Raw genomic sequence first — 20,710 nt, 5'->3', positions numbered from 1 at the left:
GGTTCAGCGCATGTTTTCGTTGGCCATGGCATCCGGCGTGAAATAGGACGCCGAAGGCTTCGCGACTTTTTGGTACTGGACCGTCAGGTCGTTGCTCGATGAGTTGAGGAAATAGGCGCCGGTATCGAGGTTGTAGCTGCCCCACATCACCTGCGCGGTGAGGGCCGGCAGATCCGGTGCCAGCAGCGTCAACGAATACATTTGCCGGCCGAGCTTGCCCTGGGCGTCATAACCGTCGGCCATCAGGATCTGCCAGGAGTCCTCGTCGACGTAGTAAGTGCGACGCGGCACGACGTGGCGCTTGCCGGATTTGAGCGTGGCCTCGACCACCCAGACCCGATGTTTTTCCCAGCGCACCAGATCAGGATTGAGGAAGTTAGCCTTGACCAGGTCGTCGCTCTTGGCCAGGGCGGCGCGGTTGTTGTTGTAGGCGACGAGCAGCTCCTTCTTGCCCACCAGCTTGAGGTCATAACGATCGGTCGGGCCAAACAGCATGAACGCTTCGTCGAACAGACCGACGCCGGAGGTCACGAAGTCAGGCGTGTCATAGGCAATGTTGGGCGCGCGGCGAACCCGGCGTTGGCCGACCAGGTACTGCCAGGCCGCCCGATTGCCCGGATCCAGGTCCCAATGGGTCATCAGGCCTTCGCCAGCCTTGGATGACGGCAACTCGGTGAAGAGCTTGCCCAGCAGGTACTTGCCCGAATAATTTTCCAGGCTGCCGCCCTCGACGTAGTACGGAAACTGGTAGGTGTACTGGGCTCGGGTCGCCTGGACTTTCTTGCCGCCGGCGGTCATCAGCCAAGTGTCGAAAGGCGAGCTGATGGTGTCGCCGCCCTGCCAGGACAACCGATAGTTCCACAACACCTGCGCACCGTTTTCCGGAATCGGGAACGGGATGCCGCCATAAGCGTTGGAGACCTTCTCGCTGCCCACGTCCAGGGTGGCGCGTGTGGCGTTCTTGCTGGTGTTGTCATACACCCACTGGGGCGCAGCCGCCGAGCGATGGGTCGGGTACACGTCCAGGCGATAGTCCGGGTATTTCTTGAGCAACAGCTTGGTGCCTTCGGCCAGTTCGCCGGCGTACTGCTCCATGTTCGATGCCTTGATCGAATACAACGGTTTCTCACCGGCGAAAGGATCGGGGCGCTTGTCGCCTGGTTTATAACCGGGCGCGACCTGAGTGTAGCCGCCCTGCCAGGCCGGAATGCTGCCATCGGCATTGCCGGCGCGCTCGCCACCCAGGGGGGTCAGGTCGGTTTTCAAGCGCGCGGCCTGTTCAGGCGATACCGCCGCTTGCGCCAGGCTCATGCCGGTCAGCGCAAGGGTCAGCAGGCAGGTGTTCAGGAAAGTTGTGTTCTGCATGGCGAATCCACCTTATTAGAATGAGGTTTTCACGTAGAGCGAGACGAAATCGCGATCGGCCAGCGATTGCCCATAACTGAAATTGCCGTCCTCGCGCAGCCCGGCTTTCGGGGCGCCGAAGAAATTCACGTAATTGAGGCCGACATCCCAGCGCTGTAGATAGGTGGCTTTGAGCCCGACGCTCCAGTCGCCGGAATGGGTATTGCCGAAACCGGATTTGTTGACCGCCGATGAGCGCCCATCGAGCACGATCCCCATCCCGATGGGCACGGTCAGGTCGATCCCGTCGATGATCTGGAAGTACGCGGGTTCCATCAGAACCCGCAGCGCCGTCGCATCGCGGGTGGTGTTTGAGTCCAGCGCGGCAGGGTTCTTGGTCACGCTCAGGGTGCGGTTCCAGGCCAGTTCGGCCAGGGCCGAGCCGCCATCCCAAAACGCGTTGGGCGACAGCAAGTAAATCGCCGACAGGTTGGCGTGGGCGGTCTTGCCCCTGGCGAACAACTCATTGTCGCCACCGTCGGCCACCATGCCGGGGGTCACCACTTGCAGGTTGCTCACCAGCGGCGCGTTCCAGCGCACCGACGTTTCACCGGCAAAGTTGAACGGACCGTAGGCGGTGGAGAAGCTGACGCCGGCGGTCTTGATGTCTTCGGCGTAGACCTGGCGATAGGAGCCCAGGATCGGCAACTCGCTGGCTGCGGCGGCCGGCCCGTCCAGATAGGCGTACAAGCCGATTGGGGCTTTGTCATGGTACTGGGCCGCGTAGAACCCCAGTTCCAGCTCGGTGCCGCTTGGCTTGAAGCGGATCTGCATACCGCCCTGCCCCGAGTTTCGCGGTTTCAGGTCGCCGCCATTTACCGTGTCGTTGCCGAACACCTCGCGCAGCGGACCACTGCCGTACCCGATGGCATCGGCATCGCTCAAGTAGCTGCCGGCGCCGGGCAGGTTGGAACGCTCCCACTCGAACTGGTAGTAGGCGCCCACCGACAGCTGTGGGTTGATCTGCAATTGCCCGGAGATCTGATTGACCGGGCGCAGGATTTCCTTGAATTGAGTACCCGGCACGCTGAGCAGCTTGACCACATCGGTCGGGCCCTGGGCGTTGGCGATGCCGTTGCCGCCGTAGAACAGGCTTTCGCCATAGATCAGACTGTGCCGTCCCAGCCGCGCCACGCCTTGGGAGTCGTCACCGAGGTCACCGCGCAAAAACACGAACGCGTCGAGAATCTCCGCGTCGCGACCATGGAGCTCGCGGGTTTTGCTGAGAAAGTGCGGTTGTTCGCTGCTGTCGGTGTCCTGGTTGTAGATATCGTCGTACCAGGCCGCGCCGCTGACCCGCAGTCCGTAGTTTTGCCGGCTGAGGTCCATTTCGGAGAACAGGTCCAGGCGATTGGAGACCAGGCCGCTGCTGAAGTTTTTATCGCCCTGGCCCTGGATCGAGGGGTACAGGCCGTTGGCGGTGGGCGCGTTGGTCAAGCGGCTGTCCTGGCCGTGCAGCCGCCAGGCCTGGCTGTACTTGATGGTGTTGTCCCAGCGCAGTTTCCAGTCGGAATCGCCCAGGTCCATTTGCATGGCCTCGACCGTCTCGACCATCGCACCGGTGCTGCATAACGCCAGGAACAGGGCGCACTGCTTGAAACCAAAGCAATCTTTGAGGTTATCCATGGAGGTTTCTCTTTATTGTTATTTTTCGGATAGCGGCTTGCGCCGCGTTCTACGGATAAGCCCTTCAGACGTAGGTGGACGCCAATCCACCATCCACTGGCAGGTTGACGCCGTTGATCCAGCGCGACTCGTCGGCGCACAGGAAAGCGATCACCGCCGCCACCTCATCGGCATACGCCGGACGTTTCATGCGATGGGCATCGGCCTGGGTCCGCGCCTCCCCGAGCATGCTCACGAAGTCGTCGAGGATGGGTGTGAAGACCGGGCCTGGCGCGACACTGTTCATCCGCACCGAATGCTCCAGGAACCAGGGTTGGGCCTGGACGTAGGTCCAGACGATCAAGGCTTCCTTGAAGTATTGGTAGCAGGTCGGGGCCGGTACGGGGTGTTCGGCCAGCCAGGTTTGTCCGGCGGCAAAACCGTCGATGCCTGCCAGCGCCTTGTGCTGTTCCAGGCGCAACGGCCACTCGGCACCGAGGATCGAGGCGATGTTGACGATGCTGCCGCCCGCGTTGATGCGTGGCAGCAACGCCTGGCTCAAGTGGCGCAATCCAAAGTAGTTGACCCGCGCCAGCAGTTGCGGGTTTGCGGTGCCCGGCACCCCGGCAATGTTGCACAGGCTGTCGAACCGTGCGGGTAGCTGCGGCAGCAGCCGGTCGATGTTTTCGGCGCTGCTCAGATCGCCCTGGACAAAACCGTCCAGGGTCATGTGCGGCGCCTTGAGGTCCACACCAATCACCTTTGCGCCGTGGGCACGCAGCAGGCTCGCCGTGGCGGCGCCGATGCCCGACGAGACGCCGGTCACCAGCACAATCTTGTTGTCGAGTTTCATGTTGAGTCCTCTTATTGTTTTTGTCCGCTCGCAGGGGCCTCGGCTCATGGCCCCTGTAGAAAACCGCCTGTCAGAACGGGTAGATCGGCGCGGTAGCCTTGACCGTCACCCACTGCCACTGGGTGTATTCATCCCAATCCGACGGACCGCCGACACTGCCGCCATTGCCCGAGGCGCCGCGCCCGCCGAACGGGTTGACGCACTCGTCGGCGACGGTCTGGTCATTGATGTGCAACATGCCGCACTCAAGCCGCTCCCCCATGGCCATGGCTCTTCCCACCGACGGCGAAATAATTGCCGCCGACAGGCCGTATTCGGTGCGATTGGCCAATTCGATGGCTTCCTCGTCGCTGGCGAAACTGACGACAGTCGCCACGGGCCCAAAGACTTCATCCTCGAAGGCACGCATGCCCGGCTTCACGCCGCTGAGTACAGTCGGTCGATAGAACAAACGATCGTATTCACCGCCCGCTTCAAGGGTCGCGCCGGCGCGTACGCTGTCGCTGACGATCTCGTGCACGCGTTGCAACTGCCGCTGATTGATCAGCGGCCCTAGCGCCGCCTCCTCGCGGGCGGCGTTGCCCACGCTCAAGGCGCGGGCCTTTTCCACCAATTTGCGGGTCAGCGCCGGGGCGATGGACTCATGGGCGAGAATCAATCCGGTGGCCATGCAAATCTGCCCTTGGTGCAGCCATGCGCCCCAGGCGGCGTTCCGCGCAGCGAGGTCCAGATCGGCGTCTTCAAGGATGATCAGCGGGTTCTTGCCGCCCAGTTCCAACGCGACCTTTTTCAGGTTTCGCCCCGCCACTTCAGCCACTTTGCGGCCGGCACCGGTCGATCCGGTGAAAGCAATCATCTTCACGTTGGGATCGCGGCACAGCGCTTCACCAGCGTCCGCCGCTCCGGGCAACACCTGTAGCAAGCCCTTGGGCAAGCCCGCCGCCTCGAACAGCCGGGCAATGAGAAAACCGCCACTGACCGGAGTCTGCGGATCCGGCTTGAGCACTACCGCGTTACCCGCTGCGAGGGCCGGCGCCACGGAACGCATGGACAACACCAGGGGAAAATTGAAGGGCGAGATCACCCCGATCACGCCGTGGGGCAGGCGCCGCGCATAAGACAGGCGCCCCGCCGCGCTGGGCAGCACTGCCCCGTGGGCCTGGGACAGCATGCCCGCCGCTTGATGCAGCAGCACGATCGCTTCGCGCACCTCATGCTGGCCCTTGAACAGCGCCGCACCGGTTTCACGGGCGACATACAACGCCAGTTCCGCGAAAGAGCGCTCGGCGACATCGGCCGCCTTGCGAAAGATCGCGGCCCGTTCCCGTGGACCGAGGGCCGCCCAGGCGGGTTGCGCCAGGGCGGCATCGCGACTGGCCTTGGCGATATCGGCGGCGTCGGCCGTGGCACTGCGCATCAATAACTCGCCAGTGGCCGGCTCGATGATCGACCGCAATGGGCCCGAGGCAGGCACCCAATCCCCATTGAAGACACATTCGCACGCAGTCACCTGGGCTAGCAGGTGGTTTTCGGATGCAGACATTTAAAGCTCCCGGCTCGTTGTTGTTGTCATCGTTTGCCACGCCTTGCCGACGCTGGCGAAAACGCCGTACGAGTGGCTGAGCAAGCCGTGTGCCGGTTTCGCCCGTCAGCCCGCACAAACGTGGGCCAAGGCTCTGGGTCAATGTTCTTCGACTGACCAGGCGGCGGTGGTGTATCCGCCGGCCTGACCGCTGGCCGTTCGCCACTTGTTCATTTGACAAAGTTATGCTTAATAACTATCTAGCCAGGTGCTCATTTCGACTACCGCCATCAGGGGCAATAACAATGAATAATCCCCACTGTCCGCTGCCAGAGCGGTCTACGACCGAGCCTTTTCGTCCGCGGGGCGACAGTAAGGAGCTGAGCGACAGCAGCTCGCCGACCCCGGCGGAACTGACGAATTGTCTGTTCTTCTCTCCTGACGACGGGCGTATCTGGCTCAACGACCAGCGCATGTTGCTGTTGCACAGCTCATCCTTCGGCGCGTTGCGCCGCGAGATCATCGAGCGCCAAGGGCTGGAGCAAGCCCGGGGCATGCTCACCCGCACCGGCTATTGCTCCGGCGCCCGGGACGCGCGGCTGATTCGTGAACGCTGGCCCCACGCCGACGCCGCGGCGGTATTTCGCGCAGGCACGCACCTGCATACCCTCGAAGGCATGACCAAGGTCGAGCCGCTTCACTTCAAGTTCGATGCGGAATCGGGGTTCTACGAAGGGGAATTTCTCTGGCATCACTCCTGCGAAGCGGATGAGCATGTCGCCGCCTATGGCACCGGGCAGGATCCGGTGTGCTGGACCGAGCTGGGCTATGCGATCGGCTTCGTCAGCGGGTTGTTCGGGCAACTGGTGGTCTTTCGCGAAGTGGAATGCCGGGGCATGGGGCATGAGCGCTGCCGTGTCGTCGGCAAGACCGCCGAGCAATGGGGCGACATCGAGCGTGACCTGAGCTACCTCAATGCCTCACAGCCGCCCGCGGCCCTGCCTTCTAGCCCTAGGCCCAACCCTATGGCTGCCAGCGATCCACTGCCTGACAGCGAACAACCGCTGATCGGCGCCAGCGCGGCATTCAACGCGGCGACGTTGGCCTTGCAGCGGGTTGCCCTGACACCGGCCACCGTACTGGTCACCGGCGAGTCTGGCGTGGGCAAGGAAATGTTCGCCCGTCAGTTGCATCAGCTCAGCCGGCGCCGCGAAGGGCCTTTTATTGCACTCAATTGCGCAGCCATACCGGATAACCTGATCGAAGCCGAGCTGTTCGGCGTCGAGCGCGGCGCCTATACCGGCGCCACTCATTCACGTCCCGGCCGCTTCGAACGGGCTCATGGCGGCACCCTGTTCCTCGACGAAATCACCTGCCTCAGCCTGGCCGGCCAAGGCAAGCTGCTGCGCGCATTGCAGGAGCGGGAAATCGAGCGAGTCGGTGGCGGCCATGGCATCAAGGTCGATGTGCGAGTCGTCGCGGCCACAAACCTCGACCTGCGCAAAGCCGTGGCGCAAGGTGATTTTCGCGAAGACCTGTTCTACCGACTCAACGTCTACCCCATCGCCCTTCCGCCCCTGCGCGAGCGCCGCGATGACATACCGCTGCTGATCAACGCCTTCCTCAGGCGGTTTTGCCTGGAATATGGCCGCACGTCGGTGGGCCTTACCATGCGCGCCCTGAAAGTCCTGCTGCGCTACGACTTCCCCGGCAATGTCAGAGAACTGCAAAACATCATCGAACGGGGCTTGATCGCCAGCGAAGAAGGCCAGGCCATCGACTTGATGCACCTGTTTCGCGATGAACGACTGCCCGCCGATGCCTATTCCCTCGACGGCAATGGCGGACTCTCGCCGTCGGCCGTGGCACAAAGCGATGGGACGTCCAGCGCGCCGCTGCTGCTGTCCCTGAGCCAGGCCGGTGCGGATTTCACCATCGATGGCCTGGAGTCCCGGCTGATCAACGAAGCGTTGCAGCTCACCAGCGGCAACCTCGCGGCGGCCGCCCGCTCCCTGGGGCTGAGCCGAGCACAGTTCGCGTATCGGTTGAAAAAGCACCGGCACGATGTGGCTGACTAGACACAAACCCGTTTGGGTGAGTCATACCCCCCAAGCCTATTCCGCCTATCACGGCGGCGTTTTCTCTTGCATCACAGGAACACTGTCCGTAGGCGAGTCGGCACTGAGGCTGCGGCGGTAGTCGCTGGGCGTCTGGTTCATTTCGACGCGAAAATGCCGATTGAAGTTAGACAGGTTGTTGTAGCCGACTTCAAAACAGATGTCAGTCACCGCCATTTCGCTTTGGGACAACAACCGGCAGGCACGCTGGACCCGGAGCTTGCGCATCAGGTCGATGAATCCATGCCCGGTGATGCGTTTGAAGAAGCGCGAGAACCCAGGTTCACTCATGCCCAGTTGCCGGGCGATCACCGACACGCGCAAGTCGCCGGTGAGTTCGGCATGCAGGTAGTCGAAGGCTTTCTGAATGCGCTCCGAGCTTCGCGCATCGAGGGCTGGCGCGTAGCAAGGGCTTGCCAGGCAAGAGGCCTCGCTGTCGCTGGCGCGGCCAAGCGTGTCGAGCAGTTGGAGAAACAGCGCCAGTCGCGCCAGGCCCCGGGCCGGCCCGATCGCTTCAAGCAATTGCGCGGCACGCCGCGCGGTGCCGCCGCTAAAAGCCAGGCCACGTCGGGCCCGCTCGAATAATCGCTGCAAATCCCCCAGTTCCGGCAGCGTCCGGCGCAACGACAACAGCACGGCACCATCGAACTGCAACACCACATCGCGCCCCGCCAGATATTCGCCGGGGGCAACATCGCCGATCCAGTCGTGGGGCAGGTCCGGTCCGATCATCGCTACATGACCGGGCCCGAACGGGCCCATGTAGTCACCGACCAGCAACCGCCCGCTGCCCTGTCGAATCAGGTGGATTTCAAACTCGGGATGATGGTTCCAACGCGCCAGCGAATAGGGATAGTCGTGCTCATACCAGCGAAAACTGTGCTCGGGCTCGGGCAGGATGACTTCCAGCTCGGCCGGCCGATGGTCGTACAGGAGCGTTCGGTGATCAGGCATGTCGCGCCTCTTTATCGTGACTGCTGGCACCATACGCCGAGCACGCGGCGGTTCGCCAGCCTCGGTGCCGGCCGCCCACCGGTACTTTTTTAACACCCGCCGGCCGTTCTGGACGGCGTTAAAAAAGTATCGGCGCGCAATCCTCCCTGCGTTTGTAAGCCTTCACGGGCGCTGCTGTAATCGATTTGGCCCTACAACAACAGGAATAGCCCCATGAAACGACTGGAAGGAAAAAGCGCGCTGGTGACCGGCGCTGCCCGCGGTATCGGCCGGACGTTCGCCGAGGCCTACATTCATGAAGGCGCGACGGTTGCCATTGCCGATATCGACCCCGAGCGCGCCCAAGCCACCGCCACTGAACTGGGCGACAGGGCCTACGCGATCAGGATGGACGTGACTGACCAGGCATCGATCGACAGCGCCATCGAGGCCGTCGTGGCCCGTGCGGGCAAGCTGGATATCCTGATCAATAACGCGGCCTTGTTCGACCTGGCGCCCATTGTCGAGATCACGCGACAGAGCTTCGAGCGGCTGTTTTCCATCAACGTCGCCGGCACGCTGTTCACCTTGCAGGCCGCCGCGCGGCAGATGATTGCCCAGGGCCATGGCGGCAAGATCATCAACATGGCGAGCCAGGCCGGCCGGCGTGGCGAGGCCTTGGTGGCGGTCTATTGTGCGTCCAAGGCCGCCGTGATCAGCCTGACCCAGTCCGCTGGGCTGGATTTGATCAAGCACCGGATCAACGTCAACGCCATCGCACCCGGCGTGGTGGATGGCGAACACTGGGACGGCGTCGACGCGCTGTTCGCCCGTCACGAGAACCTGCCATTGGGAGAAAAGAAACGTCTCGTCGGACGGCAGGTCCCGTATGGCCGGATGGGCACGGCGCAGGACCTGGTCGGCATGGCGATTTTCCTGGCCTCGGCGGAAAGCGAATACGTGGTGGCCCAGACCTATAACGTCGACGGAGGCAACTGGATGAGCTGATGCGCTCGAAGTTTTATGGCCTTGAGACGACGAAAATGGACCTATTCGCTTGAAAATTGATCCGACTACTTGAGGATCATCCCAAACGGTACCAAACGGTGCCGTTGCACGGGATTTCAAGAGAGCGTGAATACCGTTGCCCCAGCGGGGCAAAAATTGCGCATCATAGGCGCCGTCCGCTCAAGGGAGATTTACATGCGTGCCATTTTTTCCGTCATGCGCCTTGCCGCGCTGTCGCTGGGACTGGCTTTTGCCGCCAGCGCCGCAGCCACCGAAGAGACGCAACTGGTCGAGTCCATCAACCTCTACCGCAGCCAGTCCCAAAGCTGCGCCGGCCAGGCGTCCCTGGAGTTGCCTCCGCTGGCGATGGATTCGCGGTTGATCCTGTCGGCCAATGGCATCGGCGATCTTCAACAGGCCTTGGCCCGGGCGGCCTATCCGATGGTCAATGTGCAAGCCATCAGCCTTTCCGGACCTCGCGACGCCCAGGCCGCGATGAAAGCCGTACAAGAAAGCTTCTGCCAAGTCGTGCTGGACCCGCAGTTTGTCGACATCGGCGTCAGCCGCCTGGACCGTGAATGGCGTATTGTGCTCGCCCGCCCACTGTTGTCCGCGCGCCTCGGTGACTGGCAGGCCGAAGGCCAGAAACTGCTCAAGCTGATCAACAGCGCCCGTGCGCAGCCGCGCCGTTGCGGGACCGAGGCCTTCACCGCCACGACGCCACTGGCCTGGAACGCCACCCTGGCCCTGGCCGCTGTCAATCACACCCGCGCCATGGCCAATAACAACTTCTTCGATCACAGGGACCGTGACGGGCGCATGCCGGGCGACCGCGCCGAGCTGGCGGGCTACCTCGCGCAGGCCATCGGCGAAAACATCGCCGCCGGGCAAGACACGGCACTGAAGGTGGTGGACGGCTGGCTGGCGAGCCCGGGGCACTGCGCCAACCTGATGAATCCGCAATTTCGCGAACTGGGGGCTGGGTATGCGGTGGACCCGAAGAGCGATGCGGGGATTTATTGGACGGCGATGTTTGGCACTCAGTGACGGTGCTGGGCGGGCTCGCGAAGGCCGCGCATGGGCCTTCATTCCTGGCGCAATACCCGCCGCACATGCCCCATGAACTGGCTTAACGACGGCGACGGAGCCACCGGCTTGCGCTGCAGCAAGCCAATCGAGCGTTTCGCCGGTTGGTCGATGGCGGTGATCGCACACTGTTCACCGATGTTGAACACCGCCGTGCAACTGGCCGGCAGCAAGGAAAACCCCAGCCCCTCGCGGACCAGCGCCGTGGCCGTGCTCATGTGCGCCACTTCCCAGGCTGGCGCTGGGTCAACGTTTAAATAGCGCAATGCCGCATCGGCCAAAGGCCGGATGCTGGTGTCCGGCGTCAGGGCGATATAGGGCTGCTGTTTCCAGTCGCGGTGATGATCCTTGTGGCTGAGCAGGACCAGGTTGTCATCCAGCAGGCGCTCGAAGCTCAAGCCAGACAAGTCGTCCGGCAACGAACTGATGCCGGCGTCCACCTCGCCGCCCTGCACCCAACCCATGATTTCCCCGGCGCGACCATCCAGAAGATGCACCTTCACGCCTGGGTGCTCACGCTGGAACGAGGCGATAACCACTGGCAGGAATGACGCGGCAGCGGTAGGCAGCGCCGCCAGCCGGAGCGTGCCGCGGATCAGGCTGAGGGTGTCGCGGGCATCGCGCACGGCGTCGTCCATGTCCCGCAGCATACGCCGGGCCTGGGGCAGGAAATGCTCACCGGCGGGCGTCAACTCGACACTGCGGGTGTTACGCGCGAGCAACTGCAAACCCATGCTCTCCTCCAGTTTGCGGATGCTGTAGCTCAGCGCCGGCTGGGACAGGTGCAGTTGTTCAGCCGTGCGGGTAAAACTGGAGGTTTCAGCGATCAGGATGAAGGCGCGAAGCTGGCGGAAGGAGACGTTCATGGCCCGCTCATAAAATTAATGGATCAATTGATTCTACCTTTAAAATTCACAGAACAATCCAGCGTCTCCACTATAGGGCCACCCTTCAGTGGAAAACGGACATGACAAAAACAATTCTCGTCGGGTGTGGCGCCGGTTTCGCCAATGACCGGCCTGACGCCGCCCTGCGCCTGGCCCAGGACCTGGCACAACGCAGCGGCCAGCGCTACATCATGCTGGAGCTGTTGGCGGAGCGGACCCTGGCCGAAGCGCAATTGCGCAAGCGTCTCGACCCACAGGCCGGTTATTCCGCCCGGCTTTTCGATTTTCTCGAGCCCATGCTGGACCTGTGCATCGAAGCCGGGATCCCGATCATCACCAACGGCGGCGCCGCCAATCCGAGGGCAGCCGCCCAGCGATTGCGCCACGCCCTGGCGGGTCGTTTCCCTGGGCTGAAGATCGCTTGCGTGCTGGGTGACGACCTCTTGGACGAAACACCTGCGCGCTACGCACGATGGCTGTCGTCCGATCCGCAGGAACAGCCTGTATCCGTAAACGTCTACACCGGCGCCGACGGTATCGTCCAGGCGTTGAACGATGGTGCCGGCATCGTCCTGTGCGGCCGTGTCGCCGACCCCTCGCTGGCCGTCGGTGCGATCCGCCATGGGCTGGGTTGGAAAGCCGATGATTGGCAGAAAATCGCGGTGGCGACGGCGGCTGGACACTTGTTGGAGTGCTGCACACAGGTCACCGGTGGCTATTTTGCCCACCCCGGCATGAAAGACATTCCAGACCCGGCCAATCTCGGCTGTCCGATTGCCGAGATCCACGAGGACGGCCGCCTGATTATCGGCAAGACCCGCCACAGCGGAGGCCGGGTCAGCGAGCAAACCGTGAAGGAACAGCTTCTTTATGAAGTACACGATCCTCGACGCTACCTGACGCCCGACGTTGTACTGGATCTGGGCGAAGCGCGCGTGCAGGACTTGGGCGCAGACCGCGTCGAGATCAGCGGCCTGCTTGGCCATCCACACCCCGATACCCTCAAGGGCTTGGCGGGTGTACGCGGCCTCTGGTTTGGCGAAGCGGAAATATCCTATGCCGGCCCCGGCGCCTTGGCGCGTGCGGCACTGGCGCGAGAAATCCTGCTGGAACGTTTCGACCGATTGGCGCCAGGGGTGCAGCCCTGGATCGACCTTTCCGGCGTCGCCAGCCTGTTCAACGATCAGGGCGGCCTGTACCTGCAACAGCAATTGGCCCAGGCGCCGGCCCTGGAAGACGTGCGCGTGCGCATCGGCCTGACCCACACCGACCGGCCGCTGGTGGAAGCGCTGTTGGCCGAGGTGGAATCGCTCTACACCAACGGGCCGGCAGGTGGCGGTGGTGTGCGCCGCCACCTCGTCGAGGCCGTCACCACGCGAAGTTTCCTGTTGCCGCGCGATGAAATCCACACAACCCTGGAGTGGTACTGATGAACCTCGTCACCCTCGCCGATTTCGCTCACGCCCGTGCCGGCGACAAGGGCAACATTCTCAGCATTGCGGTATTTCCTCACGACGCGGCCCACTACGCCTGGATGCTGCAGGAGCTGACCTGCGACCGGGTCGCCGAGCAATTCGCCACGCGAAGCCCCTCCAAGGTGCACCGCTATGAACTGCCGAACCTGAACGCGCTGAATTTCGTCCTCGAGGATGCCCTGGAGGGCGGCGTGAACCGCAGTTGCGGCCTGGACCGCCACGGCAAGAGCCTGAGTTACCTGCTATTGGCCTTGCGCCTGCCAGGTCCGCAGGACTGACCGGTCCATCGCCCCAAACTCACCGACAACAATAAAAAGAGAGGCTGCAACATGATTACAACCCTGGGTTTCCTGATGATGTTGGCCATCATCGGATTGATATTGCTGCGCAGGATCAGCCCGGTGGTGGCGTTCACCACCCTCCCCGTGGTCGTTTGCCTGCTGGCCGGCTTCAATCTTGGCCAGATCGGCGAGTTCATCAAGGCGGGCCTGATCACGGTGGCCCCGACCGCCGCGCTGTTTCTGTTTGCCATCCTGTTCTTTGGCATCATGCGTGACCGGGGGCTGTTCGATCCCTTGGTCAACCTGCTGATCCGCAGCACGGGCGGCAAGCCACTGGCCGTGGCGGTGGTGACGGTACTGGTGACCTCGGTGGTGCACCTCGACGGTGTCGGCGCCGCCACGTTCTTGCTGACCATCCCGGCGTTGCTGCCCTTGTACAAACGCCTGAACATGAGCCCGGCGATGCTGCTGTGCCTGGTCGGCACCACGGCTGGCGTCATCAACATGGTGCCTTGGGGCGGCACGACCGCCCGCGCCGCCGCGGTGTCGGGCCTGGACGCCACGGAGCTGTGGCTGGGCTTGCTGCCAGTGCAGATGGTGGGCCTGGTGTGCATGCTCGGGGTGGCGACGATCCTGGGCCTGCGCGCCCAACGTCGCCAACCGATGTCGCTGGGCGCCGCCGCGACGTACGACATGGACGATCTGCAAACGCAAAGCCGCGAATTCAGCCTCTCTCCCCGGGAGTTGCGCTACTGGCTGAACGTCGGGCTCACCGCGGCAATCCTGGTGTGCCTGTTCACAGGCATTTTCCCCTTGTACGCCTGTTTCATGGTGGGACTGGGCATCGCCCTGCCGCTCAATTTCCCGTCCCTGGACGCCCAGGCCGAACGCCTCAAGGCGCATGCGTCCGATGCGCTGCAAATGGTCCTGGTGATGATGGCCGCGGCCGTCCTGCTGGGTGTGCTCTCCGGCGCGAAGATGTCCGACGGCATGGCCTTGGCGTTGATCGATATCCTGCCTGCGGGTTCTGCCCAATACCTGCACGTGATCGTTGGTTTCTTCGGCGTGCCCCTGGGCATGATCTTTTCGCCGGACGCGTATTACTTCGCGCTCCTGCCGGTGATCAAGGACGTGGCCGCCGCAGCCGGCGTTCCCCTTGAAGCCGTCGCCCGGGCCATGTTGATCGGTGAAAACACCGGGTTCTCCATTAGCCCGGTAGTGCCCAGCGTTTACCTGGCGCTTGCGCTGTCCGGCGTGGAACTGCGCAAGCACATGGCCTATACGTTTTTCTGGGCCTGGGGCGTCAGCCTGGTGATGCTCGCTTTCGCCGTCGCAACCGGCGCGGTACAAGTCTGAACGTCAAGGGTGGGCCTGGAAGATCAACGACCGATGCACCCCCGAGCCCGCCCTCACCCCATCGCCAACGGCCAGCGCGACCGAGCCGAACGGCATCGCCGCGTCGCCGCAGGCGAATACCCCGGGAATGCTGGTTTCACGAGTCATCGGGTCGGCCTGAATGAACGCGCCGAGCGGACCCTCTTCAAAGTTGCAACCCAGGGAGCTGGCGAGTGAACTGGAAACGCGGGTATGCGGCAAGACAAACAGTCCGTCAACGGCGATCACCCGCCCGTCCACCAACACCACGTTGGCCCGTTCGCCTTCTAGACGTTGGACGCGTTCCGGCACCAGGGTTACACCACGTTGCGCCAGGCTTTGCCGTTGCTCAAGGTCGGGCTCGAACACGCCATTGGTGAAAAAAGTGGTCGGGCCCCAGTCGGGCAGCATCAAGGCATGGTGCAGCGACATCGGTGACGTCGCCAGCACGCCAATCGGCCCTTGCTCCAATTCATAGCCGTGGCAGTACGGGCAATGAAAAACACTTTTCCCCCAGCGCTCCGTCAGCCCTGGCACATCGGGCAACTCATCGATCACGCCGGTCGCCAGCAGCAGGCGTTTGGCACGGTAGCGTTGTCCGTGGGCCGTCTCGACGACAAAGCCGTCCGCGTCGCGGGTGGCGTGGATCGCGCTATCCGACAACCATTCCACGGTTCGGTAAGCCATGAGTTGAGCGCGGGCGTCACTGGCAATGTCGCCTGGGGCGCGACCGTCCTGCCCGAGAAAACCATGGGAAGTAGCCGCAAACCGATTGCGACGCTGGCCTGCGTCGATCACCAGCACCTTCTGGCGGGCGCGGGCCAATTGCAGACCTGCGGACAAGCCGGCGTAGCTGCCGCCAGCAATGATGACGTCGTGTTCCATGGGCGATCTCCATGTTTGGAAGGCGTGGGCTTTCTCGAAACATCGTAAGTTTCTTGAAAAGCGCCTGTCAACAGTCTCGTAACTTTTGCAATTACAGGCGATACTCGGCGCAGATTCACCTTCGGACCCGCCCATGAGAAACGACACCCGCCTATCGCGCATGCTGCACGTCTTGATTCATATGGATCGCCACCAGCAATCGACCACCTCCGACACCCTCGCCCAAATGCTGGGCACCAACCCTGTGGTGGTGCGCCGAACCATGGCGTTGCTCAAGGAACAGGGTTACGTCACTTCGGAGAAAGGCCATCGCGGCGGCTGGAGCCTGGCTAAACCGTTGGCGGAGATGACGCTGCTGGACATTCATCAGGCGTTGGGCAGCACGTCGATCTTTGCCATCGGCCTGTCCACCGATCATCCGCAATGCCTGGTGGAACAGGCGGTGAATGCGGCGCTGACGGATGCGTTCGATGAAGCCCAGGCGTTGTTGCTCAAGCGTCTGGGCAGTATTACGTTGGCCCAGTTGGCCGAGGACTTTGATGTGCGGTTTCGCAGTGGGCCCAAGGTTGAACGTCACCTCTAATCCGCGGGAGCACACATAAAAAAACGCCGCTCATTTGAGCGGCGTTTTTGTACCAGGCCAGACAGCGTCCGGTTTACAGCGCCATGTCGGCCGCTGGATTGGCTTCCCGAGCAGCAGCCGGTTGTGCCGGCGCTACAGCGGTCCCAGCCTTGCCGATGGCCGGTGGCGGATCCAGTTGCAGCACTTCACTGGTATAGGCCCATTCCTGCGCAACACGCTCAGGGCTTTCGTTCAGCTTGGTGCCGTAGCTCGGTACGATCTGGCGCAGTTTTTCCTGCCAGGCCGGGGTGGCTACCTTGTCCTTGAAGACTTTCTCAAGCACGGTCAGCATGATCGGCGCGGCAGTCGAAGCACCTGGCGAGGCGCCCAGCAGACCGGCAATGCTGCCGTCCTGGGAAGCGACGACTTCGGTGCCGAGTTTCAGCACGCCGCCCTTCTCTTCGTCACGCTTGATGATCTGCACACGCTGGCCGGCTTGCCACAGGCGCCAGTCTTCCTGCTTGGCGTCCGGGAAGTATTCCTTCAGAGCGTTGAAGCGGTCTTCGTCCGACAGCATCAGTTGACCGGCGAGGTATTCCACCAGCGGGTACTGTTCGATACCGACCTTGGTCATCGGCCACACGTTGTGGGTCGTGGTGCTGGTCAGCAGGTCAAAGTACGAGCCGTTCTTCAGGAACTTGGTGGAGAACGTGGCGAACGGGCCAAACAGGATCACGCGCTTGCCGTCGAGCACGCGAGTGTCCAGGTGTGGAACCGACATCGGCGGCGCGCCCACCGAAGCCTTGCCGTAGGCCTTGGCCAGGTGCAGTTGGGCGATGGTCGGGTTTTCGGTCACGAGGAACGAGCCACCCACCGGGAAACCGGCGTATTCACGGGCTTCCGGAATGTCGGACTTCTGCAGCAGGTGCAAGGCACCGCCACCGGCGCCGATGAACACGAACTTGGCGTCGGTCTCGGTTTCGGTACCGTCTTTGAGGTTCTTGTACGAAACGCGCCAGCTGCCGTCTTCGTTGCGGGTGATGTCTTGCACTTCGCTGGACAGCTTGAGGGAGAAGTTCGGCTTGGATTGCAGGTAAGCCGCGAACTGACGAGTGATCTCGCCGAAGTTCACGTCGGTACCCAGCGGGCTCCAGGTCGCCGCGACTTTCTGGCTCGGGTCGCGCCCTTGCATCATCAGCGGAACCCACTTGCTGATCTGGGCCGGATCTTCGGAGTACTGCATGCCGGCGAACAGCGGGCTGGCCTGGAGTGCGTCGTAGCGCTTCTTCAGGAACGCGATGTTGTCGTCGCCCCACAGGAAACTCATGTGCGGCGTGGAGTTGATGAACGAGCGCGGGTTCTTCAGCACGCCGTTCTTGACCTGCCAGGACCAGAACTGACGGGAAATCTGGAAGGCTTCGTTGATTTCGATTGCCTTGGAGATGTCGACCTTGCCGTTCTTGTCTTCCGGGGTGTAGTTCAACTCGGCCAACGCGGAGTGACCGGTACCGGCGTTGTTCCAGCCATTGGAGCTTTCTTCGGCAACACCGTCCAGGCGCTCGACCATTTCCATGGTCCAGCCCGGCTCCAGCTCATTGAGCCAGATACCGAGGGTCGAACTCATGATGCCGCCACCAATGAGCAAGACATCCACTTTTTTCGGCTCGGCGGCGTGCGTGGTCGCAAGACCCATCGCCATCGCCAGGCCCAAGAGCGCCGTGTGTGTTTTCTTCAACATGTGTGTATCCCTAGGATGGAACGCCATTCCGTCCTCCAATTCCGTTCAAGCATGAACCGCACCCCATTCCGGCTTTGCCGACGGGCGGGTATCGAGTGGACTGGAGGATGGACCTACAGGGCCGAGCGTATCGGCCTCACATTTATGTCTCTCCGGCGCTGACTTCTTGTAGGTCTTGGCTTCAGCTGGGTGAGGGACACTGCAAAACGGTCTGGAGCGGGCCCGGAGTGACCGTGCCCGATTGTCGCAGCGGGGGGAGTTTACCTAAGGAAATAAGCAGACCGAAGCGCATTTTTACATTCAAGGTAAAAACGCCGACAAATGAACCTTGTGGAGGCTGTGTGAAACTTGGCTAGCCGAGCAACTGGCTCAATACCGCCCGCAACTTGCCTGGTTTCACCGGTTTGTTCAGCAGCGGCGCGTTCAGCTTGCGCAGGGCCCGGCGGCATTGGTCGCTGCGGTCGGCAGTGATGATCACGGCGGGGATCGCCTGTTGGAAATGCTCGCGCAGATGCTTGACCACTTCGCAGCCGACCACGCCATGGTCAAGGTGGAAGTCCGCCAGGACCAGTTCCGGGGCGCGGCCTTGAAGGACGTCGAGGGCAGCCGCTTCGTCGGTGGCGGTCAGCACCTCGCAGCCCCACTGCTCCAGCAGCGCCGCCATGCTCTGCAGGATGCTCACTTCGTTGTCGATCACCAGCAGCCGTCGCCCCGGCAGCGGATTGCCGGCCACTGCCTGCACCGGAACCTGGGACATGGGCAGCGGCCGTTCGGCGGACAGCGGCACTTCGATGCTGAACACCGAGCCGCGTCCCGGTCGCGAGCGCACCTGCACCCGATAGCCGAGGATATGGGCGATGCGCTCAACGATTGCCAGCCCCAGGCCCACGCCCTTGCGATCCGCCGCACGGCCGACGTCCAGCTGGTTGAACTCCAGGAAAATCGACTCCAGGCTATCGGCAGCAATGCCGCGTCCCGTGTCCCAGACTTCCAGGCGCAACCGCCCTCCCCGTCGCCGGGCCGCCAGCAGGATGCCGCCCTGGTCAGTGTAGCGACAGGCATTGCTGAGCAGGTTGCGCAGGATCCGCGTGAGCAATCGCAAATCCGTCAGTACCGCGTCGTCGGCAAACCGCACGCGCAAGTCCAGGCCCGCGGCACCGGCCACCGACTGGAATTCGGACACCAGCGGCGCCAATAGCTCATCCACCCGATAAGGCGCCAGGTCCGGCCTGACAGCGGCTTGATCCAGGCGCGAGATGTCCAGGAGGTCGGTGAGCAGATCTTCAGCGCCTTCGAGCGCCTGATGAGTCCGCTCCACCAGCACATGCTCCGCACTGGGCAGTTGCCGCTCGCGTAAGGTCGCGATCAGCAGGCGTGCGGCGTTCAACGGTTGCAGCAGGTCATGGCTGGCGGCGGCCAGGTATTTGTCCTTGCTGCGGTTGGCGGCCTGGGCGGCGTCACGGGCATCGCGCAACTGTTGTTCGATCAACTCGCGCTGGGCGATCTGCTGTTGCAGGTTGTGGTTGGCCTCCAGCAGCGCATCGGTGCGTTCGGCCACCCGCTGCTCCAGTTGATCATTGAGCTGTTGCAAGTGTTGTCGGGCCTGCTCCAGCTCATCGAGGCGCGCCGCCAATTCCGGGTAATGGCTCTTGCGTGTCGAGTGATTGCCCAACCCCAGCAAGCCGGCCAGGGCTTTTTGTTGCTCCTCAGAGGGCTTCGCCATAGACGACCTCGACATCCCGCTGGCTCGACTCCCGAGGGTTGGTAAGGATGCACGGGTCATGCATCGCGTGTTGCGACAGGAACGGAATGTCCGAGGTGCTCACGCCATGCAGCCCGAGGGTTTCGTGGAAACCGATGGTGCGCTTGAGGGCGATCAGGTGTTCCACCAGCCGGGTGCGGATCTGCCGATGGTTGAGCCCACGGCAATCGATGCCCAGGGTCTCGGCGATAACTTTGAAGCGGTCCGGCGCCGAGGTGTAGTTGAACGCCACCACATGCTCCACCAACACCGCGTTGCACAAGCCATGGGGCAAGTCGAGGAAGCCGCCCAAGCTGTGGGACATCGCATGCACCGCGCCGAGGATCGCGTTGGAGAATGCCAACCCGGCCTGCATGCTGCCGAGCATGATCTTCTCCCGCAGCGCGACGTCCGCCGGGTTGGCGATCATCTGCACCAGGTTGTTGTTGATCAGGCGCATCGCCTCCAGAGCATGGGGATCGGTCAACGGCCCGTGGCCGGTGGAGACGAACGCCTCAATGGCATGCACCAGCGCGTCGATGCCGGTACAGGCGGACAGGAACGGGTCCATGCTCAGGGTCGTTTCCGGGTCGATCAACGACACGTCCGGCACCGCCGCCTTGCTGACGATGGAGAACTTCATGCGTTCTTGCTGGTTCGAGATGATGACGAACTGGGAGACGTCGGCCGACGTGCCGGCGGTAGTGGGAATCAGGATCAACGGCGGGCTGGGTACTTTCAGCATATCCACGCCTTCGAACTCAAGAATGCTGCGGCCATGGGCGACCACGATCCCGATCGCCTTGCCGCAGTCCATGGGGCTGCCGCCACCGACCGCGACGATTACATCGCAATGGTTCTCGCGGTAGGTCTCGGCTCCGAGCATGACTTCCTCGACCCGTGGGTTGGGCGAGACGTCGCTATAGATGCAGTAATCGATGCCCTGGGCTTGCAGGCTGGCTTCGATATCGCCGACCCAACCGGCGGCGATGACCCCGGGATCGGTCACCACCAGCACCTTGCGGGCGCCGAAGGTCTTGGCGTAGTTGCCGACATTGTGCCGACAGCCGGCACCGAACATGATTTCAGGGGAGACGAACTTGCGCAGCGGACTGAGGCTCATTTTTCCAGGGGGGCTCATCGGTAAGCCTGTTGTTATTGTCGTGGGATACGTTGAGCCTAAAGCATCCCGCCGTGAATGCAATCCGACCAATGGGTAGCCCGGCCCGAATGCATCAG

17 protein-coding genes are annotated in these 20,710 nt (G+C 62.6%); 7 read left to right on the top strand and 10 right to left on the bottom strand.

Translation table 11 applies throughout. The annotated features are described in order from the left end of the window. Positions 1-3: 3 nt before the first annotated feature. From JZ00_RS03400 to JZ00_RS03385, 4 genes are all read right to left on the bottom strand, one after another. Positions 4-1,365 carry a DUF1329 domain-containing protein gene (locus JZ00_RS03400; RefSeq protein WP_039588363.1) on the bottom strand — a complete coding sequence of 454 codons (1,362 nt, stop codon included), beginning with the start codon at positions 1,363-1,365 and terminating at the stop codon, positions 4-6. A gap of 15 nt (positions 1,366-1,380) precedes the next feature. Next, entirely contained in the window at positions 1,381-3,030 is a 1,650-nt protein-coding gene (locus JZ00_RS03395) for a DUF1302 domain-containing protein (RefSeq protein ID WP_039588361.1), read from the bottom strand. Positions 3,031-3,094: 64 nt separating this feature from the next. After that, positions 3,095-3,862 carry a coniferyl-alcohol dehydrogenase gene (locus JZ00_RS03390; protein WP_039588360.1) on the bottom strand — a complete coding sequence of 256 codons (768 nt, stop codon included), beginning with the start codon at positions 3,860-3,862 and terminating at the stop codon, positions 3,095-3,097. 70 nt (positions 3,863-3,932) lie between these two features. Beyond that, a complete protein-coding gene (locus tag JZ00_RS03385) occupies positions 3,933-5,405 on the bottom strand; it encodes a benzaldehyde dehydrogenase (protein ID WP_039588358.1) in 1,473 nt (490 codons plus the stop codon). 284 nt (positions 5,406-5,689) lie between these two features. Here JZ00_RS03385 and JZ00_RS03380 point away from each other — a divergent pair, with 284 nt between their 5' ends. After that, positions 5,690-7,462: a sigma-54-dependent Fis family transcriptional regulator gene (locus JZ00_RS03380; protein ID WP_039588356.1), complete on the top strand. Its 1,773-nt coding sequence runs from the start codon at positions 5,690-5,692 to the stop codon at positions 7,460-7,462. 48 nt (positions 7,463-7,510) lie between these two features. On the opposite strand, the gene JZ00_RS03375 is transcribed toward JZ00_RS03380, so the two are convergent. Then, complete coding sequence (locus JZ00_RS03375) at positions 7,511-8,455, bottom strand: AraC family transcriptional regulator (protein ID WP_045156068.1); 945 nt, start codon at positions 8,453-8,455, stop codon at positions 7,511-7,513. A gap of 213 nt (positions 8,456-8,668) precedes the next feature. Between JZ00_RS03375 and JZ00_RS03370 the strand changes: the two genes are divergently transcribed. Beyond that, complete coding sequence (locus JZ00_RS03370; protein ID WP_039588355.1) at positions 8,669-9,442, top strand: L-iditol 2-dehydrogenase; 774 nt, start codon at positions 8,669-8,671, stop codon at positions 9,440-9,442. A 195-nt stretch (positions 9,443-9,637) separates the two neighbouring features. Next, complete coding sequence (locus tag JZ00_RS03365; RefSeq protein ID WP_039588354.1) at positions 9,638-10,489, top strand: CAP domain-containing protein; 852 nt, start codon at positions 9,638-9,640, stop codon at positions 10,487-10,489. A 38-nt stretch (positions 10,490-10,527) separates the two neighbouring features. On the opposite strand, the gene JZ00_RS03360 is transcribed toward JZ00_RS03365, so the two are convergent. Next, entirely contained in the window at positions 10,528-11,394 is an 867-nt protein-coding gene (locus JZ00_RS03360; RefSeq protein ID WP_039588353.1) for a LysR family transcriptional regulator, read from the bottom strand. Between the two features lie 101 nt (positions 11,395-11,495). On the opposite strand from JZ00_RS03360, the gene JZ00_RS03355 reads away from it, so the two are divergent. From JZ00_RS03355 to JZ00_RS03345, 3 genes are read left to right on the top strand one after another with little or no spacing between them, the layout of a single operon-like run. Then, positions 11,496-12,845, top strand: coding sequence for an acyclic terpene utilization AtuA family protein (locus JZ00_RS03355; protein WP_039588351.1), 1,350 nt, complete (start codon positions 11,496-11,498; stop codon positions 12,843-12,845). After that, on the top strand, positions 12,845-13,168 hold the full coding sequence (locus JZ00_RS03350) for an AtuA-related protein (protein ID WP_196304774.1): 324 nt from the start codon (positions 12,845-12,847) through the stop codon (positions 13,166-13,168). The genes JZ00_RS03355 and JZ00_RS03350 overlap by 1 nt, the downstream gene beginning before the upstream one ends. A gap of 51 nt (positions 13,169-13,219) precedes the next feature. Next, positions 13,220-14,527, top strand: coding sequence for a CitMHS family transporter (locus JZ00_RS03345; RefSeq protein WP_039588349.1), 1,308 nt, complete (start codon positions 13,220-13,222; stop codon positions 14,525-14,527). A gap of 3 nt (positions 14,528-14,530) precedes the next feature. Here the strand turns inward: JZ00_RS03345 and JZ00_RS03340 are convergent, their stop codons facing one another. Continuing rightward, positions 14,531-15,430, bottom strand: a complete 900-nt coding sequence (locus tag JZ00_RS03340) for an NAD(P)/FAD-dependent oxidoreductase (RefSeq protein WP_039588348.1) — start codon at positions 15,428-15,430, stop codon at positions 14,531-14,533. Positions 15,431-15,563: 133 nt separating this feature from the next. Here JZ00_RS03340 and JZ00_RS03335 point away from each other — a divergent pair, with 133 nt between their 5' ends. Then, entirely contained in the window at positions 15,564-16,013 is a 450-nt protein-coding gene (locus JZ00_RS03335) for an Rrf2 family transcriptional regulator (protein WP_039588347.1), read from the top strand. Positions 16,014-16,086: 73 nt separating this feature from the next. On the opposite strand, the gene mqo is transcribed toward JZ00_RS03335, so the two are convergent. The 3 genes from mqo to ercA form a co-directional block, all read right to left on the bottom strand. Beyond that, the gene (gene mqo / locus JZ00_RS03330; RefSeq protein WP_039588346.1) at positions 16,087-17,730 is read right to left on the bottom strand and encodes a malate dehydrogenase (quinone); all 1,644 of its coding nucleotides are present in this window, start codon (positions 17,728-17,730) and stop codon (positions 16,087-16,089) included. Between the two features lie 352 nt (positions 17,731-18,082). Beyond that, the gene (locus JZ00_RS03325; RefSeq protein WP_039588345.1) at positions 18,083-19,453 is read right to left on the bottom strand and encodes an ATP-binding response regulator; all 1,371 of its coding nucleotides are present in this window, start codon (positions 19,451-19,453) and stop codon (positions 18,083-18,085) included. After that, the gene (gene ercA / locus JZ00_RS03320) at positions 19,437-20,594 is read right to left on the bottom strand and encodes an alcohol dehydrogenase-like regulatory protein ErcA (protein WP_152668403.1); all 1,158 of its coding nucleotides are present in this window, start codon (positions 20,592-20,594) and stop codon (positions 19,437-19,439) included. Before ercA ends, JZ00_RS03325 begins: the two co-directional genes overlap by 17 nt. Between the last annotated feature and the right edge of the window lie 116 nt (positions 20,595-20,710).

This window comes from Pseudomonas frederiksbergensis (assembly GCF_000802155.2).
Classification (GTDB): Bacteria; Pseudomonadota; Gammaproteobacteria; order Pseudomonadales; family Pseudomonadaceae; genus Aquipseudomonas; species Aquipseudomonas frederiksbergensis_A.
This window is presented reverse-complemented; position numbering and strand designations above follow the sequence as displayed.

Excerpts from the sequence above, each read along its gene's own strand:
- JZ00_RS03390 (WP_039588360.1), bottom strand. The coding sequence starts at position 3,862 with ATGAAACTCGACAACAAGATTGTGCTGGTGACCGGCGTCTCGTCGGGC.
- JZ00_RS03365 (WP_039588354.1), top strand. The coding sequence starts at position 9,638 with ATGCGTGCCATTTTTTCCGTCATGCGCCTTGCCGCGCTGTCGCTGGGA.
- JZ00_RS03360 (WP_039588353.1), bottom strand. The coding sequence starts at position 11,394 with ATGAACGTCTCCTTCCGCCAGCTTCGCGCCTTCATCCTGATCGCTGAA.
- ercA (WP_152668403.1), bottom strand. The coding sequence starts at position 20,594 with ATGAGCCTCAGTCCGCTGCGCAAGTTCGTCTCCCCTGAAATCATGTTC.
- JZ00_RS03385 (WP_039588358.1), bottom strand. The coding sequence starts at position 5,405 with ATGTCTGCATCCGAAAACCACCTGCTAGCCCAGGTGACTGCGTGCGAA.
- JZ00_RS03340 (WP_039588348.1), bottom strand. The coding sequence starts at position 15,430 with ATGGAACACGACGTCATCATTGCTGGCGGCAGCTACGCCGGCTTGTCC.
- JZ00_RS03380 (WP_039588356.1), top strand. The coding sequence starts at position 5,690 with ATGAATAATCCCCACTGTCCGCTGCCAGAGCGGTCTACGACCGAGCCT.
- JZ00_RS03370 (WP_039588355.1), top strand. The coding sequence starts at position 8,669 with ATGAAACGACTGGAAGGAAAAAGCGCGCTGGTGACCGGCGCTGCCCGC.
- JZ00_RS03345 (WP_039588349.1), top strand. The coding sequence starts at position 13,220 with ATGATTACAACCCTGGGTTTCCTGATGATGTTGGCCATCATCGGATTG.
- JZ00_RS03355 (WP_039588351.1), top strand. The coding sequence starts at position 11,496 with ATGACAAAAACAATTCTCGTCGGGTGTGGCGCCGGTTTCGCCAATGAC.
- JZ00_RS03325 (WP_039588345.1), bottom strand. The coding sequence starts at position 19,453 with ATGGCGAAGCCCTCTGAGGAGCAACAAAAAGCCCTGGCCGGCTTGCTG.
- JZ00_RS03375 (WP_045156068.1), bottom strand. The coding sequence starts at position 8,455 with ATGCCTGATCACCGAACGCTCCTGTACGACCATCGGCCGGCCGAGCTG.
- JZ00_RS03395 (WP_039588361.1), bottom strand. The coding sequence starts at position 3,030 with ATGGATAACCTCAAAGATTGCTTTGGTTTCAAGCAGTGCGCCCTGTTC.
- JZ00_RS03350 (WP_196304774.1), top strand. The coding sequence starts at position 12,845 with ATGAACCTCGTCACCCTCGCCGATTTCGCTCACGCCCGTGCCGGCGAC.
- JZ00_RS03400 (WP_039588363.1), bottom strand. The coding sequence starts at position 1,365 with ATGCAGAACACAACTTTCCTGAACACCTGCCTGCTGACCCTTGCGCTG.
- mqo (WP_039588346.1), bottom strand. The coding sequence starts at position 17,730 with ATGTTGAAGAAAACACACACGGCGCTCTTGGGCCTGGCGATGGCGATG.
- JZ00_RS03335 (WP_039588347.1), top strand. The coding sequence starts at position 15,564 with ATGAGAAACGACACCCGCCTATCGCGCATGCTGCACGTCTTGATTCAT.